Source organism: Bacillus sp. FH (genome assembly GCF_052216825.1).
GTDB classification, from domain to species: domain Bacteria; phylum Bacillota; class Bacilli; order Bacillales; family Bacillaceae_G; genus Bacillus_A; species Bacillus_A paranthracis.
In genome coordinates, this window is sequence record NZ_JBQOUU010000001.1 from 1,132,717 (window position 1) to 1,155,523 (window position 22,807).

Annotated in this window: 23 protein-coding genes and 1 other annotated feature; all 23 genes read right to left on the reverse strand. The window is 37.6% G+C overall.

The features are described from left to right. Positions 1-13: 13 nt before the first annotated feature. The 23 genes from pyrE to sigE all read right to left on the reverse strand — a co-directional run bounded on the left by pyrE (position 14) and on the right by sigE (position 22,800). Positions 14-646: an orotate phosphoribosyltransferase gene (gene pyrE / locus ACTT1L_RS05925; RefSeq protein WP_000711449.1), complete on the reverse strand. Its 633-nt coding sequence runs from the start codon at positions 644-646 to the stop codon at positions 14-16. Next, positions 643-1,359: an orotidine-5'-phosphate decarboxylase gene (pyrF, locus tag ACTT1L_RS05930; protein ID WP_000083496.1), complete on the reverse strand. Its 717-nt coding sequence runs from the start codon at positions 1,357-1,359 to the stop codon at positions 643-645. Before pyrF ends, pyrE begins: the two co-directional genes overlap by 4 nt. After that, on the reverse strand, positions 1,344-2,273 hold the full coding sequence (gene pyrD, locus ACTT1L_RS05935) for a dihydroorotate oxidase B catalytic subunit (protein ID WP_001081057.1): 930 nt from the start codon (positions 2,271-2,273) through the stop codon (positions 1,344-1,346). Before pyrD ends, pyrF begins: the two co-directional genes overlap by 16 nt. Then, complete coding sequence (pyrK, locus tag ACTT1L_RS05940) at positions 2,270-3,049, reverse strand: dihydroorotate oxidase B electron transfer subunit (protein WP_071741806.1); 780 nt, start codon at positions 3,047-3,049, stop codon at positions 2,270-2,272. The genes pyrD and pyrK overlap by 4 nt, the downstream gene beginning before the upstream one ends. Further along, positions 3,046-6,264 (reverse strand): carbamoyl-phosphate synthase large subunit, encoded by a 3,219-nt coding sequence (gene carB, locus ACTT1L_RS05945; protein ID WP_001126106.1) that lies wholly within the window; start codon positions 6,262-6,264, stop codon positions 3,046-3,048. The genes pyrK and carB overlap by 4 nt, the downstream gene beginning before the upstream one ends. Next, positions 6,249-7,346, reverse strand: a complete 1,098-nt coding sequence (locus tag ACTT1L_RS05950) for a carbamoyl phosphate synthase small subunit (protein ID WP_000828682.1) — start codon at positions 7,344-7,346, stop codon at positions 6,249-6,251. Before ACTT1L_RS05950 ends, carB begins: the two co-directional genes overlap by 16 nt. Beyond that, positions 7,343-8,629: a dihydroorotase gene (gene pyrC / locus ACTT1L_RS05955; RefSeq protein ID WP_001108374.1), complete on the reverse strand. Its 1,287-nt coding sequence runs from the start codon at positions 8,627-8,629 to the stop codon at positions 7,343-7,345. The genes ACTT1L_RS05950 and pyrC overlap by 4 nt, the downstream gene beginning before the upstream one ends. Continuing rightward, on the reverse strand, positions 8,613-9,527 hold the full coding sequence (gene pyrB / locus ACTT1L_RS05960; protein WP_000018849.1) for an aspartate carbamoyltransferase: 915 nt from the start codon (positions 9,525-9,527) through the stop codon (positions 8,613-8,615). Before pyrB ends, pyrC begins: the two co-directional genes overlap by 17 nt. 148 nt (positions 9,528-9,675) lie before the next feature. Then, a complete protein-coding gene (gene uraA / locus ACTT1L_RS05965; protein WP_000435929.1) occupies positions 9,676-10,959 on the reverse strand; it encodes a uracil permease in 1,284 nt (427 codons plus the stop codon). A 146-nt stretch (positions 10,960-11,105) separates the two neighbouring features. Then, the gene (gene pyrR / locus ACTT1L_RS05970; protein WP_001156487.1) at positions 11,106-11,648 is read right to left on the reverse strand and encodes a bifunctional pyrimidine operon transcriptional regulator/uracil phosphoribosyltransferase; all 543 of its coding nucleotides are present in this window, start codon (positions 11,646-11,648) and stop codon (positions 11,106-11,108) included. Between the two features lie 202 nt (positions 11,649-11,850). Continuing rightward, positions 11,851-12,759, reverse strand: a complete 909-nt coding sequence (locus ACTT1L_RS05975) for an RluA family pseudouridine synthase (protein ID WP_071741807.1) — start codon at positions 12,757-12,759, stop codon at positions 11,851-11,853. Positions 12,760-12,763: 4 nt separating this feature from the next. Further along, positions 12,764-13,222, reverse strand: a complete 459-nt coding sequence (gene lspA, locus ACTT1L_RS05980; RefSeq protein WP_442821828.1) for a lipoprotein signal peptidase LspA — start codon at positions 13,220-13,222, stop codon at positions 12,764-12,766. 124 nt (positions 13,223-13,346) lie between these two features. Continuing rightward, the gene (locus ACTT1L_RS05985) at positions 13,347-13,676 is read right to left on the reverse strand and encodes a molecular chaperone DnaK (RefSeq protein WP_001004664.1); all 330 of its coding nucleotides are present in this window, start codon (positions 13,674-13,676) and stop codon (positions 13,347-13,349) included. Positions 13,677-13,832: 156 nt separating this feature from the next. Continuing rightward, complete coding sequence (gene ileS2 / locus ACTT1L_RS05990) at positions 13,833-16,598, reverse strand: isoleucine--tRNA ligase (RefSeq protein ID WP_000455935.1); 2,766 nt, start codon at positions 16,596-16,598, stop codon at positions 13,833-13,835. A 70-nt stretch (positions 16,599-16,668) separates the two neighbouring features. Next, positions 16,669-16,893, reverse strand: a binding site (T-box leader). Between the two features lie 51 nt (positions 16,894-16,944). Further along, positions 16,945-17,451, reverse strand: a complete 507-nt coding sequence (gene divIVA / locus ACTT1L_RS05995) for a septum site-determining protein DivIVA (RefSeq protein WP_001131612.1) — start codon at positions 17,449-17,451, stop codon at positions 16,945-16,947. A gap of 89 nt (positions 17,452-17,540) precedes the next feature. Beyond that, positions 17,541-18,308 carry an RNA-binding protein gene (locus tag ACTT1L_RS06000; protein ID WP_442821829.1) on the reverse strand — a complete coding sequence of 256 codons (768 nt, stop codon included), beginning with the start codon at positions 18,306-18,308 and terminating at the stop codon, positions 17,541-17,543. Positions 18,309-18,323: 15 nt separating this feature from the next. Further along, positions 18,324-18,587 carry a YggT family protein gene (locus ACTT1L_RS06005; protein ID WP_000450920.1) on the reverse strand — a complete coding sequence of 88 codons (264 nt, stop codon included), beginning with the start codon at positions 18,585-18,587 and terminating at the stop codon, positions 18,324-18,326. 6 nt (positions 18,588-18,593) lie between these two features. Continuing rightward, complete coding sequence (locus tag ACTT1L_RS06010; protein ID WP_000119138.1) at positions 18,594-19,064, reverse strand: cell division protein SepF; 471 nt, start codon at positions 19,062-19,064, stop codon at positions 18,594-18,596. A 19-nt stretch (positions 19,065-19,083) separates the two neighbouring features. Continuing rightward, positions 19,084-19,758: a YggS family pyridoxal phosphate-dependent enzyme gene (locus tag ACTT1L_RS06015; protein WP_000218169.1), complete on the reverse strand. Its 675-nt coding sequence runs from the start codon at positions 19,756-19,758 to the stop codon at positions 19,084-19,086. Then, positions 19,755-20,573 carry a peptidoglycan editing factor PgeF gene (gene pgeF, locus ACTT1L_RS06020; protein ID WP_001209002.1) on the reverse strand — a complete coding sequence of 273 codons (819 nt, stop codon included), beginning with the start codon at positions 20,571-20,573 and terminating at the stop codon, positions 19,755-19,757. Before pgeF ends, ACTT1L_RS06015 begins: the two co-directional genes overlap by 4 nt. Positions 20,574-20,691: 118 nt before the next feature. After that, positions 20,692-20,976 (reverse strand): YlmC/YmxH family sporulation protein, encoded by a 285-nt coding sequence (locus ACTT1L_RS06025; protein ID WP_001998116.1) that lies wholly within the window; start codon positions 20,974-20,976, stop codon positions 20,692-20,694. Positions 20,977-21,143: 167 nt separating this feature from the next. Then, positions 21,144-21,923 (reverse strand): RNA polymerase sporulation sigma factor SigG, encoded by a 780-nt coding sequence (gene sigG, locus ACTT1L_RS06030; protein WP_000197753.1) that lies wholly within the window; start codon positions 21,921-21,923, stop codon positions 21,144-21,146. A 157-nt stretch (positions 21,924-22,080) separates the two neighbouring features. Then, the gene (sigE, locus tag ACTT1L_RS06035; protein ID WP_000976948.1) at positions 22,081-22,800 is read right to left on the reverse strand and encodes an RNA polymerase sporulation sigma factor SigE; all 720 of its coding nucleotides are present in this window, start codon (positions 22,798-22,800) and stop codon (positions 22,081-22,083) included. Between the last annotated feature and the right edge of the window lie 7 nt (positions 22,801-22,807).

Genomic DNA, 22,807 nt, shown 5'->3' on the forward strand with positions numbered 1-22,807 from the left:
GTCTTTTTTCGTGTTACGCTGTGATCCAAGCTTCGTTAGCTGGATTTTTACGCCACTCTTGTAATTTTTTCGTTTCAGCTTGTCCGATCATACCTTTTTCTGCTGCAACTTCAGTTAATGCACTGTAATCACTTAAAGAATATGATGCTACGTTCGCTGCTTCTAACTTTTCTTTTCCTGCTTCTAGCTCGTATGTGAAGATTGATACGATTCCTAATACTTCACAGCCAGCTTCGCGAAGTGCTTCTACACATGTAATTGCACTGCCGCCAGTTGAAATTAAGTCTTCTACTACTACAACTTTTTGACCTTTTTCAGCTTTTCCTTCGATTTGATTCCCTTTACCGTGACCTTTTGCTTTACTACGTACGTAGCACATTGGTAAATCCATACGATCACTTACCCATGCAGCGTGCGCAATACCAGCAGTTGCTGTTCCTGCAATAACTTCTACAGTTGGGAAGTGCTCTTTAATTAACTCTTCTAATCCAGCTGCAATCGCTTGACGTACTTTCGGATAAGATAAAGTTAAACGGTTATCACAATAAATTGGTGATTTCATACCTGAAGACCATGTGAATGGATCATTCGGTTGTAAAAATACTGCTCCAATTTCTAATAAATGCGATGCGATTTCTTTTTTCATACTGTTACACCTTCCCACTGTTGTTTTACTGTTTTATACGCTTCAAGCGGATTTTCTGCTTTTGTAATACTACGTCCAACTACGATATAGCTTGAGCCAAGTTCCCTCGCACGTTTCGGTGTTGCTACGCGCACCTGGTCATTTACATCATCGCTTGCAAGACGAATCCCCGGTGTTACTGTTACAAATTCATTTCCGCATACTTCACGTAATTTTGGAACTTCGAGCGTTGAACAAACAACGCCATCCAGTCCACTTTCTTTCGTTAATTTTGCATAATGAGCAACCGCTTCTTCTAACGTTTTCTCAATGCCGATCTCTTTTTTCATCATAGCTTCCGAAGTGCTTGTTAGTTGTGTAACTGCAATACAAATCGGTCTCTCTTTTCCTTCTTGCTTACCTTCCTCTAATCCCTCAATTGCAGCTTTCATCATGCTGCTTCCCCCAGCAGCATGAACATTTACCATATCAACATCTAGACTAGCTAGGCTACGCATAGCGCTTTTTACCGTATTTGGAATATCATGAAGTTTTAAATCTAGAAAGATCTTATGCCCTTTTTCTTTTAAGTACGTAATAATCGCAGGGCCTTCTTTGTAAAATAACTCCATACCAACTTTGACAAATAACTCTTCCCCTTCAAAGTGGCGCAAGAATTGTTCTACATCTTGTTTCCCCGGAAAATCTAGTGCAACGATTAACGACTGTGACATGTTTGCTTCCAGCTCCTTCCTTGACATTCCGAAATGTGATCAAATCCTAATTCATCTAGTAATGCTGGTAACTCTTCAATAATTGTCGGACATACGAACGGATCGATAAAGTTCGCTGTACCTACTGCAACTGCGCTTGCGCCAGCGTAGAAGAATTCAATTACATCTTCCGCTGTTTCAATACCACCCATTCCGATAATTGGAATGTTAACCGCTTGGCTTACTTCATGTACCATACGAATTGCTACTGGCTTAATCGCAGGACCTGATAATCCGCCTGTACGGTTTGCTAAAATTGGTTTAGCTGTTTTTAAATCTAGACGCATACCAAGCAATGTATTAATCATCGTTAAACCATCTGCACCTGCATTTTCAATCGCTTTTGCAATTTCCACAATGTTTGCCACGTTCGGTGACAACTTCACATATACAGGTACTTCAGAAACCTCTTTTACTCGCTTCGTTAAATCAGCAGCAATTTCAGGATTTGTACCAAAGGCGATACCACCTGTTTTTACGTTTGGACAAGAAATATTTAATTCCAGTGCATGGACATTAGGCGCTTTAGAAATTTCCTTTGCAACCGCTACGTAATCCTCAGCTTGTGAACCTGCAACGTTTGCAATGATTGGAAGGTCAAATTGTTCTAACCATGGTAATTCAGAATTCATTACTTTTTCTAATCCTGGGTTTTGAAGTCCGATTGCATTTAACATGCCACCCGGTGTTTCAGCAACACGAGGCGTAGGATTTCCATAGCGTGGTTGTTCTGTCGTCGCTTTGATCATGATTGATCCTAGTACACTTAAATCGTAAAACTGTGCATATTCACGACCAAATCCAAAGCATCCAGATGCCGGTATAATTGGATTTTTTAATGATAATCCTGGTAATTCAACTTGCAATCTGTTCATAGTACAACCTCCCCGATTGGAAATACTGGTCCGTCGCTACACACCTTCTTGTAAGAATGTCCACTTGGATCTTCTTGTAAGTGGCATACACATGCGAAACAAGCTCCAATACCACAGCCCATACGTTCTTCTAATGAAATATAGGCTTTTTTCTCTTTGTAACGTCCTTCTAATGCACGAAGCATCGCTAACGGACCACATGAATAAAGAATATCAAAGTCAATTCCGTAATGATCAATTACATCTGTGACAAATCCTTTTGTACCGTGTGTACCGTCTACTGTCGCAACGTACGTATCACCAAGTTCTGCAAATTTTTCTTCATAGAAAACAACATCTTTCGTTTGAAAACCTAAGATGTGAATTACGCGTACACCTTTTGCAACGAGGCGCTGTGATAATTCATAAAGTGGTGGTACACCAATCCCCCCACCTACTAGTAAAGCTGTTTGACCAGCTTCTGCTTCTTCTACAGGAAAACCGTGCCCTAATGGTCCTAGTACGTCTACCATTTCACCTTGTTTTTTAGTTGCTAATGTTTTTGTTCCTTGTCCTTCCGCACGATATAGCATTGTAAATTCGTTCTTCTCTTGATCTATATTACAAATACTAATTGGGCGGCGCAGAAGGGGCGCAATGCCCTCTGCTACCTTAATGTGTACAAACTGCCCTGGTTCGTTCATTTGCTGTACTAAAGTTCCTTGAAGCACTAATTCGTAAATGTTCTTTGCGATTTCTTTTTGATTAACGACGATCATATTTTGCTTTTGCATCATGCATGTACCACCTCGTGACGCTTTGTTTGCGTAATTTCTTTCATTGAATGAGCTGAGAATGTCATAGATTCTAATACTCGTAAGATTGCTCTCGTTGTATCAAGTGATGTTAAGCAAGCTACACCATTTTCTACTGATTCACGGCGAATGCGGAAACCATCACGCGCTGGTTGTTTGCCTTTTGTTAATGTATTGATTACAAACTGTGCTTTTCCTTGGCGGATAATATCTAGTAAGTTGTAGTCTTCAGAATCAATTTTGTTTACAACTTGTACTGGGATATTTTGCTCTGTTAACGATTTTGCTGTTCCAGCTGTTGCTAATAAGTTATAGCCGATTTCATGGAAACGTTTTGCAATTTCCATCGCCTCTTCTTTATCTTTATCCGCTACAGTAATGATTACTGATCCGTGCGTTGGGATGTTAATTCCAGAAGCAACTAAACCTTTGTATAATGCTTTTTCAAGCGTTAAATCTTTACCCATTACTTCCCCTGTTGATTTCATTTCAGGTCCTAATGTTGTATCCACTGAGCGTAATTTCGCGAATGAGAATACCGGAGCTTTTACATACACTTCTTTCTCTTCTGGGTGATAGCCCGTTCCGTATCCTTGCTCTACTAGGTCTTGCCCTAGAATAACTTTCGTTGCAACGTTTGCCATTGGTACACCTGTAATTTTACTTAAGAATGGTACTGTACGGCTCGCACGTGGATTTACTTCAATTACGTACACTTGATCTTCGAATACGACAAACTGGATATTTAGTAATCCAACAATGTTTAATCCTTTTCCAAGTGCAATTGTATGTTCAATAATTTGTTCTTTTAATTTTTCAGATAAGCTTTGTGGTGGATATACTCCAATTGAGTCACCAGAGTGAACTCCAGCGCGTTCAATATGTTCCATAATACCTGGAATGAATACATTCTCACCGTCTGAAATTGCATCTACTTCAATTTCTTTACCAACCATGTAACGGTCGATTAATACTGGGTGATCTGCGTGAACTTTAACTGCATTTTTCATGTAGTGCAGTAGTTCTTCTTGACGATATACGATTTCCATCGCACGTCCACCTAGTACGTAAGATGGTCTTACTAATACTGGGTAACCAATTTCTTCTGCGATTGCTACCGCTTGCTCTACAGTCGTTGCTGTTTTACCAACTGGTTGTGGGATACCAAGTTTTGTTAAAGCAGCTTCGAATTTATCACGATCTTCTGCACGGTCTAAGTCTTCAAGTGATGTTCCTAAAATCTTCACACCATGTTCTTCTAATTTTGCCGCTAAGTTAATTGCTGTTTGTCCACCGAACTGAACGATAACACCTTCTGGTTTTTCTAAATCGATGATGTGCATTACATCTTCAATCGTTAATGGTTCAAAGTATAATTTGTCAGAAATACTGAAGTCTGTTGAAACAGTTTCTGGGTTATTGTTAATGATAATTGCTTCATATCCAGCTTCTTTAATTGCCCATACTGAGTGAACTGTTGCATAGTCAAACTCAACACCTTGACCAATGCGGATTGGACCAGATCCTAGAACTACTACACTCTTACGATCTGTTACAATTGATTCGTTCTCATCAGCGTATGTGCTGTAGTAATACGGTGTTGCAGATTCAAACTCTGCCGCACAAGTATCTACCATTTTGAATACCGGCGTCATATTATTTTCTTTACGCATATCGTAAATTTCGCGCTCCGTTTTGTTCCAAGCTGCTGCAATGTAGTGATCGCTGAAGCCCATTTCTTTTGCAGTTTGTAGTACTTCCATATTTCCTACATTCGCTTTTACTTCGCGTTCCATATTTACGATATTTTCAACTTTTTGTAAGAAGAAGAAGTCCATTTCACACCATTCGTTAATCTCTTCTTTCGTTACACCTTGACGAATTGCTTCTGCTACGATAAACAGTCGCTCATCATCTGCTTTAATAATGCGTTTTTTCATTGTTTCTTTATCAAGTTCTTTTAAGTGGTCTAATTCTAAGTGATAAATACCAAGTTCTAAAGAACGAACCGCTTTTAATAATGATTCTTCTAAGTTACGTCCGATTGACATAACCTCACCAGTTGCTTTCATTTGCGTTCCAAGTGTTCTGTTCGCTGATTCAAACTTATCAAATGGCCAGCGTGGAATTTTTGAAACAACATAGTCTAATGCTGGCTCGAAGCAAGCGTAAGTTTTTTGTGTTACCGGGTTTACGATTTCATCTAACGTTAAGCCGACTGCAATTTTCGCTGCTAATTTCGCAATTGGATATCCAGTTGCTTTAGACGCTAGTGCAGATGAACGACTTACACGTGGATTTACTTCGATTACATAGTATTGGAAGCTATATGGATCTAGTGCAAGCTGAACGTTACATCCACCTTCAATTCCTAGTGCACGAATAATTCGTAATGACGTGTTACGTAACATTTGGTATTCACGGTCGCTTAGCGTTTGGCTCGGTGCTACAACGATAGAATCACCTGTATGAACACCAACTGGATCGATGTTTTCCATGTTACATACTACAATCGCGTTATCATTTGAATCACGCATTACTTCATATTCAATTTCTTTACAGCCAGCAATACTTTTCTCTAATAAACATTGTGTTACTGGGCTATGTTTTAAACCACTTGTTACGATTTCAATTAACTCTTCTTCGTTATGACAAATTCCGCCGCCCGTTCCGCCTAATGTGAATGCTGGACGAACGATTACTGGATAACCAATTTCGTTTACAAAGCCATATGCTTCATCAAGGTTATGAATAATTTCACTTGGTGGTGTTGGTTCATTTAAATCTTGCATTAATGTACGGAATAAATCACGATCTTCCGCTTGCTCGATTGCTGATAATTTTGTTCCTAAAATTTCAACTCCGCACTCTTCAAGTACGCCTGATTTTGCAAGTTCAACAGCCATGTTTAAACCTGTTTGACCGCCTAATGTTGGTAAGATTGCATCTGGACGTTCTTTACGAATGATTCGGCTTACGAATTCTAATGTTAAAGGCTCAATGTATACTTTATCTGCAGTTGCAGTATCTGTCATAATTGTCGCTGGGTTAGAGTTAACAAGGATTACTTTGTAACCTTCCTCTTTAAGAGATTGACAAGCTTGTGTTCCAGAGTAGTCAAACTCCGCTGCTTGCCCAATTACAATTGGTCCTGATCCGATTACTAAAATTGTGTTAATGTCTAGGCGTTTTGGCATAACTCTTCCCCTTCTTTCTTGAAGTTTTCAATCATTGTTAAGAAATCTTCGAATAAATCATTTGCATCTTCTGGTCCTGCTGAAGCTTCTGGATGGTATTGAACTGTAAATGCTGGGAACTTCTTATGACGAAGACCTTCTACTGTTCCATCATTTAAAGCAACATGTGTAATTTCAAGTTCTGTATTTTCAACTGATTCTTCTTCTACTGCGTAACCATGGTTTTGAGATGTAATTGCTACTTTTCCAGTTGCAAGATTTTTTACTGGATGGTTTAAACCACGGTGACCGAATTTTAACTTACTTGTATTCGCACCAGATGCTAAAGCAAATAGTTGGTGTCCTAGGCAAATTCCGAATAAAGGAACTTTACCGATAATGTCTTTTAACATTTCAATTGCTTCTGGTACATCTTTTGGATCCCCAGGTCCGTTACTTAACATAATTCCATCTGGGCTAAGGCGTAAAATTTCTTCAGCTGTCGTGTTGTAAGGAACTACAATTACATCACAATCACGTTTATTTAATTCTCTTAAAATACCATGTTTCATACCGAAGTCTACTAATACAACACGATGTCCGCGGCCTGGGCTTGGGTATGGATCTTTCGTTGATACGCGTTTTACATGGTCTGTAAATACTGTCGCTTTTAATTGACTTACGATGTATTCTACATCTGCATCCATGTTACAAAGGCGTCCGCGTAATGTACCGTATTGACGAATTTTTCTCGTTAATTTTCTCGTATCAATTCCTGCTAATCCTGGAATGTTTCTTTCTTTTAAGTAGTCATTTAACGAAATTTCATTACGGAAGTTTGATGGGTGATCACAAATTTCGTTTACGATTAAACCATTTACAGATGGGTGAATCGATTCAAAATCGTCACGGTTGATGCCGTAGTTTCCGATTAATGGGTACGTGAATGTTACAATTTGACCGCAATATGATGGATCAGATAATGTTTCTTGATATCCAGTCATTCCTGTTGTAAATACAACCTCACCTGACTTTTCGATTTCTCCTCCGAAACCTGTTCCAATTAATACTGTTCCATCTTCTAAGATAAGTTGTCTTTTCATACTAATGCACTCTCCTTTTGCCATGCGATCTTACCACCAACGATTGTCATTACCGGCCATCCTTGGCATTTCCAACCTGCGAATGGTGTATTTTTTCCTTTTGATAAGAATGTTGTTGGATCAATCTCTTCTTCTTGTTCTAAATCAATGATTGTAATATCAGCTGTTCTACCTTCTTTCAGGCGACCTGCTTCTAAGCCGAATGTATCAGCTGGCTTTTCTGTTAAGAATTGAATTAACTGTTCTAGTGTAATAATTCCTTTTTTCACAAGGTTTGTGTATAGAAGTGGGAATGCTGTTTCAAAACCAGTAATTCCGAACGGTGCTCTTTCAATTCCTTGCGCTTTCTCTTCCGCTGTATGCGGTGCATGATCAGTTGCAATCATATCGATTGTTCCATCTAATAAACCTTCAATTAATGCTGCATGATCCTCTTTTCCACGAAGCGGTGGGTTCATTTTAAAGTTAGGGTCAGCTGATGGGATATCATCTTCACATAACACTAAGTGATGGGGTGTTACTTCTGCTGTTACTTTAATTCCAGCGCGTTTCGCATCACGTATTACACGTACAGATCCTTTCGTACTTACATGACATACGTGATAGTGACAATCTGCCGCTTCAGCAAGCAGTATATCCCTTGCAATATGTACAGATTCACATACTGATGGGATACCGTTTAATCCGTGTTTCTCAGAAAACTTCCCTTCATGTACACAACCTTTATTAATAAGAGTATTCTCTTCACAGTGCGCAACTACTGCCATATTCAGTTTTGCTGCACGCTTCATAGCAGCTAACATCATGCTAGCATCTTGTACGCCTACACCGTCATCAGTGAAAGCAAATGCTCCAAGCTCTTTTAATGTTTCGAAATCTGTCATTTCAGAACCCGCTTGACGTACTGTAATTGCTCCATATGGTAATACGTTAACATGTGCTTTTTCTTTAATACGATTTTGTAAGTCTTCCATATGTTCTCTGCAATCTGGTACTGGGCGTGTATTTGGCATTGCGCAAATTGTTGTGAATCCACCTTTTGCCGCTGCTAGCGTACCTGTTTCAATTGTTTCTTTATGTTCACCACCTGGTTCACGAAGGTGTACGTGTACATCTACTAATCCAGGTGCGATTAACTTTCCGTTCACATCGATTACTTCAGCATTATCTGCCGTAATATTTTCTGCTACCTTAGCGATTTTACCGTCTTGTACGAGAAGATCCGTTGCTACGATTTTTCCTTCTTCATTCATATAACGACCATTTTTAAACAAATAATTCATGTTTCATTCCTCCTAATACATTTGGTAAGGCGCGTTTTAGTACAGCCATTCTTACGTAAACTCCATTTTCCATTTGTTTAAATATGCGTGAACGCTCACACTCAACAAGTTCACTTGCAATTTCAACATCTCGGTTTACAGGAGCTGGATGCATAATAATGCTTCCTTCTTTCATACGCTTTTCTCTTTCTACTGTTAATCCGTGTTTCTCATGATACTCTTTCATAATGTCTGTTTCATAATGATCATGACGCTCATGTTGTACACGAAGTAGCATCATTACATCCACTTCCGGAACAAGCTCATCTAATGGTTTGTATGTTCCAAATGTGTTGTCTTCATCTTTCCACTCTTCTGGACTTGCAAAGTAAATTGTTGCACCTAGCTTCGTTAATGCTTCTGCATTAGAACGTGCTACTCGGCTATGACGAACATCTCCTACTATCGCAATCTTCAAACCTTCAAATCTTCCAAACTCTTGTTTAATTGTAAGAAGGTCGAGTAGGCACTGCGTTGGGTGGTTTCCACATCCATCTCCAGCGTTTAAGATCGGGATATTCACCTGATCTTTTAGTTCATCGAAGTAGCGATCTTGCTCATGGCGGATGACCACTGCTTTTGTTCCGATTGATTCTAGTGTTCTTATCGTATCGTATAAAGTTTCTCCTTTTTGTACGCTAGATGCATCCGCTGAAAAGTTTAAAACATCAAGTCCTAATCTCTTCTCAGCAACTTCAAAGCTAAATCTCGTTCTCGTACTATTCTCAAAGAACAAGTTTGCAACAAAAGTTTGCTCTGTCGTTTTGCTCTCTTTTCCATTCGCAAAATCTTCTGCGTCTTTTAGGATTTCTGAAATTTCTACTTCCGATAATTCACTCATCGTTAACAAATGGCTCATCGTCATCCCTCATCTTTCTGATTTTTATGTTACCACTTTTGTATTTTTATAACAACCTTTGCATAAAAATACCCTAGTCATGTGAGACTAGGGTGCAAGAAAGAAGCCACCCTTTCCGGTCTCACAGGACTGAATTAAAAGGTTATTATTATGAAGCAATCTGCTTAGATTGTTTTATTTGTTTCGTTTCCGGTAGTAGTAGATTTAACAGTACACCTACAATTGCTGCTAGTGCCATTCCTTCTACTTGGAATGATTCTCCTACGTGAAGTACCGCTCCACCAATACCGATTACTAGTATTACTGATGCAATCATTAAGTTTCGTTTGTCACTTAAATCTGTTTTATCGTCTACCATCATGCGTAATCCGCTTGATGCGATTACACCGAATAGTAAGATTGATACACCACCCATAACTGGTGTGGGGATCGAATGAATCAGTGCAGAAATCTTACCGATAAATCCGAACATGATTGCGAATACCGCTGAACCGATGAATAAGTATACACTGTACGCTCTTGTAATTGCTAGCACACCGATGTTTTCACCATACGTTGTATTCGGTGGTCCACCGATTAGTGATGCGATTAATGTGGCTACTCCATCACCGAAGATTGAACGGTGTAAACCTGGTTTTTTAATTAAATCTCTTTTAATAACATTTCCTAATACAATTTGATGTCCGATATGTTCTGAAATTGTTACTAGTGCAACTGGTACCATCAAGAGTACAATCTTCCATGAAAACTCTGGTGTGTATGTTACAAATGGTACTGTGAAATCTGGTACAACAAACCATTTTGCCTCAGCTACCGGCTTTAAGTCTACTAACCCTTGGAAGTAAGCGAAGATATATCCGCCGATAATGCCAAGTAACACTGGTATGATACTGAAAAATCCTCTTCCGAATATTGAGCATATAATTGTAATTGCTAATGTTACTAATGCTACTGAAAAGTGTGTAAAGCTATATTTGCCATCCGCACCATTCATCGCCATGTTAACTGCTGTATGTGCTAAAGCTAGCCCGATTACCATTACTACTGGACCAACTACGATTGGTGGTAGTAATTTCATAATCCACTCTGATCCTGATTTCTTAATTCCGAGTGAGATTAAGATGTATACAAGTCCTGCTAGCAAACCACCAAGCATTGCTGCTCCAGGTCCCCCTGCCGTTTTCGCTGTTATAATCGGTGCGATAAAGGCGAATGATGACCCAAGATAGGCAGGTACTTGACCTTTCGTTATAAGAAGAAACGCTAACGTTCCTAATCCACTTGATATTAATGCTACTGACGGATTCAATCCTGTTAAAAACGGAACAAGCACTGTTGATCCAAACATCGCGAACAAATGTTGTATACTTAAAAATAACCATTTTCCCGGTTTCGGTACTTCATTAACGTCTAACACTGGCTTTTGTTCCATTGTTACATCCTCCTTCAGTTTAAATCTTTGCAATAAAAAAACTCTTTGTGCCTGTGCACAAAGAGTCCTACACTTTCGTATGCCAAATTTGACATATGAAAGCCAAGACCCTTTGGCAGCCTCACAGGACTACATTTAAAAGGGCTTTACTTATCGTATATGCTTACTCGATCTTGTTGATCTGTCTCTTGCAAATCAACTTCGATACGCTCTTCACTTGATGTTGGAATGTTCTTTCCTACATAATCAGCGCGAATTGGTAGTTCACGATGACCTCTATCAACAAGAACCGCTAGTTGGATTTGTGATGGTCTACCTAAATCCATAAGAGCATCCATTGCTGCTCGAACAGTTCTGCCTGTATATAATACATCATCCACAAGGATAACTTTTTTCTTCGTAATATCTACAGGGATATCAGAACCTTTTACAAGTGGTTCTTTATTTTTCGATTGTAGCGTTAAATCATCACGGTATAACGTAATGTCTAGCTCTCCAACCTCTATTTCTTTTCCTTCAATTTGACCAATTCGTTCTGCCAAACGTTGTGCAATAAAAATTCCACGAGTTTTAATTCCGACAAGAACACAATTATCGACACCTTTATTTCGTTCCACGATTTCATGACTAATTCGTGTTAAAGCGCGGCGAATCATTTGGTCATCTAAAACGACAGCTTTCTCTTGCATGCTCTACACCTCCAAGCTTTTTTCTTGCGTGAGAGTAATGGTATAAAAAAAGTCCTCTCAGCGTGTGCGAGAGGACTTTTGAAAAAGGGTATAGCATACCCTATGTATTTCAAACCGTTACCTTCTCAACCTCACGGGGCTGTGTTAAAGGATCATTATTTAACTGTTGTCAGTATCTCAGTTTTCTTATGATTTGTCAATACTATTTTCGCAAAATATTTAATGCTTCTTCAAACACTTTTGGAATCGGTGCCTCAAACTGAATATATTCACCAGTACGAGGATGATCAAAGCCTAAAATACCTGCATGAAGTGCTTGTCCGTTCATATCTAATGTTTTCTTTGGTCCATACTTTGGATCTCCTGCAAGTGGATAGCCAATATATTTCATATGAACACGAATTTGATGTGTACGCCCTGTTTCTAAGCGACATTCTACAAGTGTGAAATCTTTGAATCGCTCTAACACTTGGAAATGCGTAACAGCATGCTTACCATTTTCATCAACCGTCATACTTTGGCGTTCTTTCTTATCACGAGCAATCGGAGCATCAATCGTTCCCTTATCGTGCGGAATAACACCGTGTACAATCGCTTTGTAACGTCTCGTTACTGTTTTTGCTACAAGTTGATTTACAAGTGATTCGTGTGCCATATCATTTTTAGCAACCATTAATAGACCAGACGTATCTTTATCAATACGATGTACGATACCCGGACGCATCACACCATTAATGCCTGATAAGTCTGTACAATGGTGCATAAGACCGTTCACAAGTGTACCACTTGTATGACCTGGTGCTGGATGCACAACCATACCACGCGGCTTATTAACAACAAGTACATCTGCATCTTCATAATAAATTTCTAAATTCATATCTTCTGGCTGAATATCTAACTCTTCTGGCTCAGGAATCGTCACTGTAATTTCATCATTTTCTCTAACTTTATAATTCCCTTTTACAGCTTTTCCATTAACTGTAACAACGTCATCTTTAATCCATTGTTGCACTTGTGTACGTGACCATTCATTATTTATTCCTGCAACGAATTTATCAATTCGCTCATTTTTTTGTTCTTCTGCAACTGTTACTTGTACTACTTCACTCATTCAATTACTCCTTCGTTTTCTTGCCTTCTAATAATGTTTGAATAATAATTAATACAACACCAATACATAATGCTGAATCAGCGATATTGAATACTGGATAGTTGTACGAGAAAATATACACGTGAATGAAATCCACTACTTCTTGTCTAAATACACGATCAATAAAATTACCAATTGCTCCGCCTAAAATTAGACCTAATGAAATTCCTAGAAGCTTGTCTGTTTTTGCATATTTTTTCATATAAAATACGATAAATGCTACAAAAACGACTGTAATAATGTAGAAAAACCACATTTTATTTTCTAAAATGCCCCAAGCAGCTCCTCTATTTCGATGTGATGTTATGTATAATACATTATTGATAATCGGAATACTCGTACCTAATTCCATGTTCTTTACAATTAGCCATTTCGATATTTGATCGATGGCAATGACAAATAACGCTATTACATAATATATCATTTTCATTTCCCCCACAAAGACAGTGTACCTCAAAATTTTAGCATAGCTGCAACCTTTTCACAATGAACCTTTATAGAAGAATAAAATAAATTAAAAAAAGGTAATATAATATCGTTGTGCACATTCATACATTTACTTTTTCATAGAAAAATTCATGAATGGTACGTGCAGTCGGCATCGTTTTCATTTGTTTTACCGACATTACTCTCCCTGTGTCTTCACAAATACCATACATATCTATTTCCATTTTAAATAATGCACGTTCTACATCTTTTAAATCCTCTTTTATATCATGTAATAAAAGTTTTTTCTTTATCTCTTCCTTAATTTCATACCCAAGCTCTTCGCTAAACTCTGTATTATATTTGTACATAACCTCTTTAGCTAACCTCTCTTGTAACTCTTTTCGCATCAATTGCAATTCTTCTTTGATTTCCATATACATTTCATTCACGTGTACATTCCTCCCAGTTGCAATGTACGATTAGTGTGTCCGAAATTTATATGCTTACCTCTCACACATTTTTCCTTCATAGGAAAGAGAGTGAAAGTTATTTCAATATACTATTAACCAAAAAAATGACTGCACTTTACGTGCAGTCACCCCTTATTATTTTACATAATTTTCTTTAACAACCGTTGCACAACGCTCACATAATGTTTCATGTTCAGCATCTTTACCAATTGTTTCTGAAACTACCCAACAACGTTCACATGTTTCACCAGTTGCTTGAACAACAACAACCGCTGTATGTTCATACTTCGGTGCATCTGCTGGCGCTTCTTCCATCATGCCACCAAGTTTGTACTCAGAAACGATGAATAATTGCTTTAAGTCTTCGTTAATAGACTCTAACATAGCTTTCATTTCTGCAGTTGGATATAGCGTAATGCTTGCATTTAATGACTTACCGATTACCTTTTCATTACGAGCTACTTCTAACGCTTTTAATACGTCATCACGCAATGTCATAAATGCATCCCATTTTGTTTTTAATGCTTCTGCACCATCTAATTGTACAGCTTCTGGCATATCAGTTAATTGTACACTTTCTTCTGTTACACCTGGAATGTATGGCCATACTTCATCAGCTGTATGCGGTAAGATTGGTGTTACAAGTTTCGTCAATGCAACAAGAACATCATATAATACAGTTTGAATTGCACGACGATCTTCATGGTTCGCACCTTCAATGTATAAAATGTCTTTTGCAAAGTCTAAGTAGAATGAACTTAAATCAATTGTACAGAAGTTATGAATTGCATGATATACAGCAGCGAAGTCGTATGTCTCATATGCTTCTTTTACTTTTGTAATTAAGTCATTTAATTTCACTAACATGTAACGATCTACTTCACGAAGTTCAGCTACAGCTACTGTATTTTCACTTGGCTTAAAGTCGTCTAAGTTTCCTAATAAGAAACGGAATGTGTTACGGATTTTACGATACACTTCTGCTACTTGTTTTAAAATATCATCCGAAATACGTACATCAGATTGATAGTCAACAGAAGATACCCATAATCGTAAAATATCTCCCCCTAATTGATCCATAATTTTCTTCGGTACGACGATGTTTCCAATCGACTTACTCATTTTACGTCCTTCACCATCTAATACGAAACCGTGGCTTAGTACGCCTTTATATGGCGCTTTTCCTGTTACAGCAACTGCTGTCGATAATGAAGAGTTAAACCAACCACGATATTGGTCAGATCCTTCTAAATATAAATCTGCTGGACGTTGTAAGTCATTGCGCTCTTCTAATACCGCTTGGTGAGAAGAACCCGAGTCGAACCATACATCCATGATGTCTGTTTCTTTACGGAATTCACCATTTGGGCTACCTGGATGTGTAAATCCTTCTGGTAATAGATCTTTCGCTTCACGCTCAAACCATACGTTAGAACCGTGTTCACGGAATAAATCAGCTACATGGTTAATTGTTTCATCCGTAATGATTGGATCACCATTCTCAGCATAGAATACAGGAATTGGCACACCCCATGCACGTTGACGAGAAATACACCAGTCACCACGGTCACGAACCATGTTATGAAGACGAGTTTCGCCCCATGCTGGTACCCATTTTGTTTCCGCAACAGCTTCTAATAACTCTTTACGGAATGCTTCAATAGATGCAAACCACTGTGCTGTCGCACGGAAAATAATAGGTTTTTTCGTTCTCCAATCATGTGGATATGAATGCGTAATGAATGTTAGCTTCAGTAATGCGCCTACTTCTTCTAATTTTTCTGTAATTGGCTTGTTAGCTTTATCATAGAATAAGCCTTCAAATCCAGGTGCTTCCTCTGTTAATACACCTTTATCATCAACTGGGCAAAGTACTTCTAAGCCATACTTTTTACCAACAATAAAGTCATCTTCCCCGTGTCCTGGTGCTGTATGAACACAACCTGTACCTGCATCTGTTGTTACGTGATCTCCTAGCATAACTAATGAATCACGATCGTAGAATGGATGCTTTGCAACTGTATACTCAAGCTCGCTACCTTTTACTGTTTTCACAACTTCAGCGTTTTCCCACTCTAACGTTTTTGCAACTGTCTCAAATAGTTCAGAAGCAATAATATATTTTTCACCATTTACTTTTACAATAGCGTATTCAAGTTCTGGGTGAACAGAAATACCTAAGTTTGCAGGCAACGTCCAAGGCGTTGTTGTCCAGATAATGTATTTCTCATCACCTTCTAATACGTTCTTTCCATCTTTTACAGGAAATGCTACGTAAATAGATGCTGATTTCTTATCTTGGTATTCAATTTCAGCTTCTGCTAAAGCTGATTCACTCGTTGGTGACCAATAAACTGGTTTTTGTCCTTTATAGATATAACCTTTTTTCGCCATATCACCAAACACTTTAATTTGTTGTGCTTCATATGCTGGCTCTAAAGTAATGTATGGGTTATCCCAATCAGCACGTACACCTAAACGCTTAAATTGCTCACGCTGACGTTCTACTTGTTCATATGCATACTCTGCACATAACTTACGGAACTCAGCAACTGTCATTTCTTTACGCTTCACACCTTTATTTGTTAAAGCTTGTTCAATTGGTAAACCGTGTGTATCCCAACCTGGGACATATGGTGCACAGAAACCAGTCATTGATTTATAACGAACGATAAAGTCTTTTAATACTTTATTTAATGCATGTCCCATATGAATGTCACCATTCGCATATGGAGGTCCATCATGCAGTACAAATAAAGGACGACCTTTCGTATGTTCTTGTACCTTTTCATAAATATTCATTTCCGCCCACTTTTCTTGCATTGCAGGCTCACGTTTTGGTAAATTCCCACGCATCGGGAACTCTGTTTTTGGCATTAGTAATGTATTTTTGTACTCCATGCTCAATTCCTCCTTACATGTATAAAAGAAAGACCTAAAAAACGGAATAAAAAGAGACTTTCTCATCCCAAAAAGGGACGAGAAAGTCTCCCGCGGTACCACCCTAGTAGATTCTATACGTATGTATACAATCCTCTTTATATTCTTAACGCGAATATACGCCTACGCTTACTCTATTTGTTCAGCGCGGAACTCCAGGGTGATATTCCCATTATCTCCTTATCCTGAGCTTACACCATCCTCAGTTCGCTATATAAGGTATGAAAAAGGTACTTATCCCTATCTTCGTTTTTCTTAATAAATATGTTGTTTAAAATTATATGTAATAATGAGAAAAACGTCAAGCTTACACTGTTTCTTCTTTTTTCAACAGCTCGTCTACTTCGTCTTCTAACTCAATTAGTTTATCCCAATCATCGTTGTTTAACATTTCAAGCTGTGTTTCTAATAACATACGGAAACGAGTGCGGAATACTTTCGCTTGTTTCTTTAGCTCTTCAATATCAAAAGCAACTTTTCTTGATTTTACTAAAGCTTCGTTAATAATACGGTCTGCATTCTTTTCAGCTTCACGTACAATTAATTTCGCTTCTTTTTGGGCATTACGTTTTACTTCTTCCGCTGCTTCTTGTGCAACAACGATAGATTTGTTTAACGTATCTTCAATATTAGAGAAATGATCTAACTTCCCTTCTAATTGCGCAACTTGTTCTTCTAAAGCTTTTTTCTCACGAATGACTAATTCATAATCTTTGATAATTTGATCAAGAAACTCATTTACTTGATCCTCATCATAGCCACGGAATCCGCGACCAAATTCTTTGTTATGAATATCTAATGGTGTTAACGGCACAACGCCACCTCCAAGTAGTTATCTAAATTTCCTCTTTCAATTATATCTTTTCTTCGACAAAATAGGAGGATTTCCTTCTAAAAAACCAATCATTTTAGTATACCATACAAAATTCTCCATTTGTCGCGCTTTGTTCTACCTTCTACAGAAAACAATTTACTGCGTCCATATCCTCTCACTGAAAAAACATCTCCTGGATAACATTCATAAGAGGTTTGCTTCACTGTTTTCCAATTCACTTTTACTAAACCATTTTTTATGAAAGGTTGTACTTTTTGCCTAGATATATGTAACATTTCAGCTAACATAACATCTAAACGAAGTGAAGAAACCGTTCCGGATTTCTCCCCCCACGTTTCTTGTATCTGTAGAATTTTTTCCCCTTGCACTGGTGATAAGGAGACTTTCACTTTTCCTATAGATTGTAAGTTCATCTCAATATAAGATACAACTTCTTTCGCGACTACAATTTGGGCACGATCTTCTTGAAGCAAAATATCACCACATTTTTCTCTCGTTAAACCGAGAGACATAAATGTACCTAATATTTGCCTATGCTCTAGCGTATAAAACTTGGAAGGATAGTCAATTTCCAATACTTCTACTTGAAATTCCTCTTCATTTATTACTAGATAGTCCGGATAAATGAGTGCTCTTTTGCGCTCTGCTTGAGACGTTGCACCATCAAATTGTACAGCAACATCCCCTTGGCCTATTACCATAGTAACAATTTGTTGTTGCCTTGGATCAAGGAAATCTGTTAATTTCACTTGATGGTACTCCGCTGCTCGCTTCCACTCTAACACTTTATCCACAAAGACCACTTCATCAGGTCTAAAATGCTCGTAGATGCTCATACATATAACCTCTTACTATAAGAAATAGCCGAATAAACTTATTAAACCATTTGTCGCAAGTCTTAAAGCAAAGATCGCAACGAGTGGCGAAATATCAATCATACCAAGCGGCGGAATAAATCTGCGAAATGGTTCTAAATATGGTTCACAAATACGCGCAAGAAACTCTCCGAAAGTTGATTCCTTTGCACCTGGGAACCATGATAGGAGAATGTAAATAATAAGTGCCCACGAGTAAATCTCGATAGCATAAACTAAAAGTCTTAAAACGGTTTCCATGGCGTATTACCACCTCTTTATATTTGTGTCTTCTTCTTCACCGAATAACTCTGAAATTGCACCAACAATATCTACATTTTCAGGCGTACACATAAATGTTTTCGGTCCTATTTTTTGAATGTCCCCGCCTATAGCGTATACAGTACCACTTAAAAAGTCAACGATACGTACAGCTTGATCCGTAGACATTCGTTGTAAATTAATTACAACAGCTCGTCTACCTTTTAAATGGTCCGCAATTCCTTGCGCTTCCGAATATGTGCGTGGTTCTAGTAAAACAACTTTTGAGGATTGCTTCGCTGTTTCAATGCTCACAACATTTTGTTTCGTTTGCGCTTTTGGAAACGTAACATCTTGTTGTTCTGGCGGATCTTGCTGCTTCTTCATGTCCGTTTGCTCCTTTTCATAACTATATTGAGCTGCTTCTTTTTCTTCAGGTGTATCAAAAAAGAAGTATTTTACTTTTGACCAACTCATAATAAGATTCTCCTTCCTTTTACGCTTTTCCTACTAAAATCGTCCCCAAACGAATGTATGTAGCACCTTCTTCAATTGCAATCGTGTAATCATTAGACATTCCCATTGATAATTCTTTACATGGCGCATGTAATAATTCTAACTCCTGCACCTCTGTTTGTAGCATACGTAATGTCTTAAAACAGCGTCTAATTTCTTCCTCTTCTTCTGTAAACGGAGCCATTGTCATTAGTCCAACCACTTCAATCTTATCCAATTCTTGCAAACTTTGAATAAAAGAAACGGTTTCTTCTATTGCCAATCCTTGCTTTGATTCTTCAGATGATGTTTTCACTTGAATAAAACATTTCACTTTCTTATCCGCACGTTTTTGAATTTCTTTTGCAAGTGAAAGACGATCTAATGAATGTAAATAATCGATTTCATTAATGATTTCTTTTACTTTTCTCGTTTGTAATGATCCAATAAAATGCCAATTCACTTTTGAACCGAAATGTTCATACTTCTGTAAGAAACCTTCATTTCTATTTTCACCTAAATCGATAATTCCTGCTTCAATTACTTCGTTTGTTTTTTCAATTCCTACCGTTTTTGTAACTGCAACGAGTTTAATATCTTGCAAAGAACGTCCCGCTCGCGCGCAAGATTGTTTAATTGCTTCGTTTACAGTTGTTAAATTTGTTTGTACTGTCACTTGCTTTCATCCTCCTTAAAACCTATGAAACTCAACATTCTCCCTGTCTTACCTTGATCACGACGGTGAGAGAAAAACAGTTGTTCTTCACAGCTTGTACAAAGAGATGACATTACAATATTCTCTTCTTTTATGCCTGCTTGTACACATAATATACGATTAATTTCTTTTAAATCAATTGCGTACTGTCCGTCAGAAACTTTTTTATAAGGAACAGAACCGTTTACTACTTGCTCTGCTGCTGTTAACACTCGATCATCAACAACATAACAACAAGATCCAATTGCTGGTCCAATCGCAACATGAATTTCATCACTCGAAATCCCTTCTGCATTCCATTTTTGAATCATTTCTTTTGCAATCTCTTTTACAGTCCCTTTCCATCCAGCATGCGCAAGTCCTATCATACCATGTGATGGTGCATAAAAATAGAGTGGAACACAATCAGCATAACAAGATGTTAAAAGAACATCATTATTAGTCGTATAAATGCCATCTGTTTTTGAAATGCCGTCTTCATATGAATAAACGCCACTTCCTTTTTCCTGTTGTCCTACTTTTTCAACATGATGATCATGAACTTGTTCAGAGCAAATCCAGTTTTCTAATGGTTTTTGTAACTTATTTGCTAAAATGCGTCTATTTTCATGAACGTTCTCGGCAATATCATTCACATGTAATCCTAAATTCATTGCATGAAAGGAGCCCGTACTTACCCCACCATCTTTTGTCGTAAATCCAGCAGTAATGTTTCCAAGTTCTTTCCACGCTTCTAAATACAGTATACCGTCCACATATTTAAATGGTTCTCTCATAACAGCGGCTCCTTTTAATTAAAATAACATAAAAAAGCATGGTACTTCCTGTCTATTTTACCATACTTTTATTTTTTCATAATCCTAACAGAAAAAAAAGAGGAATTTGTAATATTCTTTATGAAATTGTCGGTGTTTGTATTGATTCTGTTACAGAATTAACAGGATTTACTCTAACAAGTATGACATCTTCCCCAATTTTCACAATTTCTTTCCAAGGAATTACAATTTCTACGTCTTTCCCAAAAATCCCAAACATACGTGCCTGTTTAGAAATAATAATAGAATCGATCTTCCCTGTGTTCATATCAATTTCAATATCACCAATATTACCCAGCCTTTTTCCGTCTGAAACATTTATTATATCTTTCATCTGCAATTCCGAAATTTGTATCACTTTCATCCTCTCCCTTATATATGACGAATCGAAAAAACATTGTTTCTCAAATGAACAGGAAGCAACCTCTTACCAACTTCATATTATTTTCATTATATGAACACAGCTACCCTACTATGAGCGCAAACAAACTATATGACATATAAAAAGGTTTCACCATAAATGGTGAAACCTTATCCTTGAATTGTCTTATTCATTTGTTTAATAGCTGATTTCTCTAAACGTGACACTTGTGCTTGAGAAATCCCAATTTCTTCTGCAACTTCCATTTGTGTTTTCCCTTGGAAGAAACGTTTGCGAATAATCATTTTCTCACGATCATTTAAACGCTTCATTCCTTCTTTTAGTGCTAGCTCTTCAACCCACTGCTCGTCCTTTTGTTTTTCATCACTTAACTGATCCATAACAAAGATAGGATCTCCCCCATCGTTATAAATCGGCTCAAATAATGAAACTGGATCTTGAATTGCATCTAAAGCAAAAACGATTTCTTCATGAGTCACTTCAAGCACTTTTGCAATATCCATTGCTGTTGGTTCTTTTGAATTTTCTGCAATCAACTTTTCTCTTACTTGTAACGCTTTATACGCAATATCTCGTAATGAACGAGATACGCGAATCGGATTGTTATCACGCAAATATCTGCGTATTTCCCCAATAATCATCGGCACAGCATACGTTGAAAATTTTACATTTTGGCCTAAATCAAAATTATCAATGGATTTCATAAGTCCGATGCAACCAACTTGAAATAAATCGTCAACATATTCTCCTCTGTTATTAAATCTTTGGATGACGCTCAGTACAAGACGTAAGTTTCCATTCACTAATTTCTCTCTTGCGCTTATCTCTCCACTTTGCATTTCACGAAATAATTTACGCATTTCATCATTTTTTAGTACGGGAAGTTTAGCTGTATCAACACCGCAAATTTCTACTTTGTTTCTCGTCAAAGTGTTCCCTCCTATCGGGAGTTGCTGTACAGTGTAAAGTATTTCCTTTGAAGGAGATTTTATGCATGCGGTTTTCTCTTCATTTTTCATTTTCGTTGTCCTCCCTCATACAACGAAAGAGAATAAGACCAGCCTACATAACGGCTGGTCTTATTCTTTACACCATTTTATTAAATTCTTTTCGTAATCTTTTTATGATTCTTTTTTCTAAACGCGAAATGTATGACTGTGAAATCCCAAGCATATCCGCTACATCTTTTTGCGTCTTTTCCTCTCCTCCAGCAAGCCCAAACCGAAGTTCCATAATTTGTTTTTCACGATCATTTAATTGATGTAATGCTTTCATTAGAAGATGACGATCAACCGTAGCTTCTAAATCTTTTGTAATAATATCATCGTCTGTCCCTAATACATCTGATAATAAAAGTTCATTCCCGTCCCAATCGATGTTAAGCGGTTCATCAAAAGAAACTTCTGAACGATTTTTATTATTCCGGCGCAAATGCATTAAAATTTCATTTTCTATACAACGTGATGCATATGTTGCTAATTTTATTTTCTTTTCTGGATTAAATGTATTTACCGCTTTAATAAGCCCAATTGTTCCAATGCTAATTAAATCTTCAATATTTATCCCTGTATTTTCAAACTTTCTTGCTATATATACAACTAGCCGTAAATTGCGTTCAATCAGTAACGACCTTGCTGCCTGATCTCCTTTTGGCAATTTATTCAAAAGAACTTCCTCTTCTTCTTTCGTTAACGGTGGTGGTAACGCTTCACTTCCACCAATGTAATAAATTTCATCGGTCTTAATTCCTAATTTCAACAATACTTTATACCAAAGGTATACTAAATAAAATTTTAATTTCATCATATTATCC

Coding starts and splice junctions, on each gene's coding strand:
- ACTT1L_RS06010 (WP_000119138.1), bottom strand. CDS start 19,064: ATGAGTTGGTCAAAAGTAAAATACTTCTTTTTTGATACACCTGAAGAA.
- ACTT1L_RS06000 (WP_442821829.1), bottom strand. CDS start 18,308: ATGAGCATCTACGAGCATTTTAGACCTGATGAAGTGGTCTTTGTGGAT.
- lspA (WP_442821828.1), bottom strand. CDS start 13,222: ATGATATATTATGTAATAGCGTTATTTGTCATTGCCATCGATCAAATA.
- pyrD (WP_001081057.1), bottom strand. CDS start 2,273: ATGAACAGATTGCAAGTTGAATTACCAGGATTATCATTAAAAAATCCA.
- uraA (WP_000435929.1), bottom strand. CDS start 10,959: ATGGAACAAAAGCCAGTGTTAGACGTTAATGAAGTACCGAAACCGGGA.
- pyrF (WP_000083496.1), bottom strand. CDS start 1,359: ATGTCACAGTCGTTAATCGTTGCACTAGATTTTCCGGGGAAACAAGAT.
- ACTT1L_RS05950 (WP_000828682.1), bottom strand. CDS start 7,346: ATGAAAAGACAACTTATCTTAGAAGATGGAACAGTATTAATTGGAACA.
- ACTT1L_RS06025 (WP_001998116.1), bottom strand. CDS start 20,976: ATGAAAGTGATACAAATTTCGGAATTGCAGATGAAAGATATAATAAAT.
- pgeF (WP_001209002.1), bottom strand. CDS start 20,573: ATGAGAGAACCATTTAAATATGTGGACGGTATACTGTATTTAGAAGCG.
- pyrK (WP_071741806.1), bottom strand. CDS start 3,049: ATGATGCAAAAGCAAAATATGATCGTCGTTAATCAAAAAGAAATCGCA.
- pyrC (WP_001108374.1), bottom strand. CDS start 8,629: ATGAATTATTTGTTTAAAAATGGTCGTTATATGAATGAAGAAGGAAAA.
- ileS2 (WP_000455935.1), bottom strand. CDS start 16,598: ATGGAGTACAAAAATACATTACTAATGCCAAAAACAGAGTTCCCGATG.
- pyrR (WP_001156487.1), bottom strand. CDS start 11,648: ATGCAAGAGAAAGCTGTCGTTTTAGATGACCAAATGATTCGCCGCGCT.
- pyrB (WP_000018849.1), bottom strand. CDS start 9,527: ATGAGCCATTTGTTAACGATGAGTGAATTATCGGAAGTAGAAATTTCA.
- pyrE (WP_000711449.1), bottom strand. CDS start 646: ATGAAAAAAGAAATCGCATCGCATTTATTAGAAATTGGAGCAGTATTT.
- sigE (WP_000976948.1), bottom strand. CDS start 22,800: ATGATGAAATTAAAATTTTATTTAGTATACCTTTGGTATAAAGTATTG.
- ACTT1L_RS05975 (WP_071741807.1), bottom strand. CDS start 12,759: ATGAGTGAAGTAGTACAAGTAACAGTTGCAGAAGAACAAAAAAATGAG.
- ACTT1L_RS06005 (WP_000450920.1), bottom strand. CDS start 18,587: ATGGAAACCGTTTTAAGACTTTTAGTTTATGCTATCGAGATTTACTCG.
- carB (WP_001126106.1), bottom strand. CDS start 6,264: ATGCCAAAACGCCTAGACATTAACACAATTTTAGTAATCGGATCAGGA.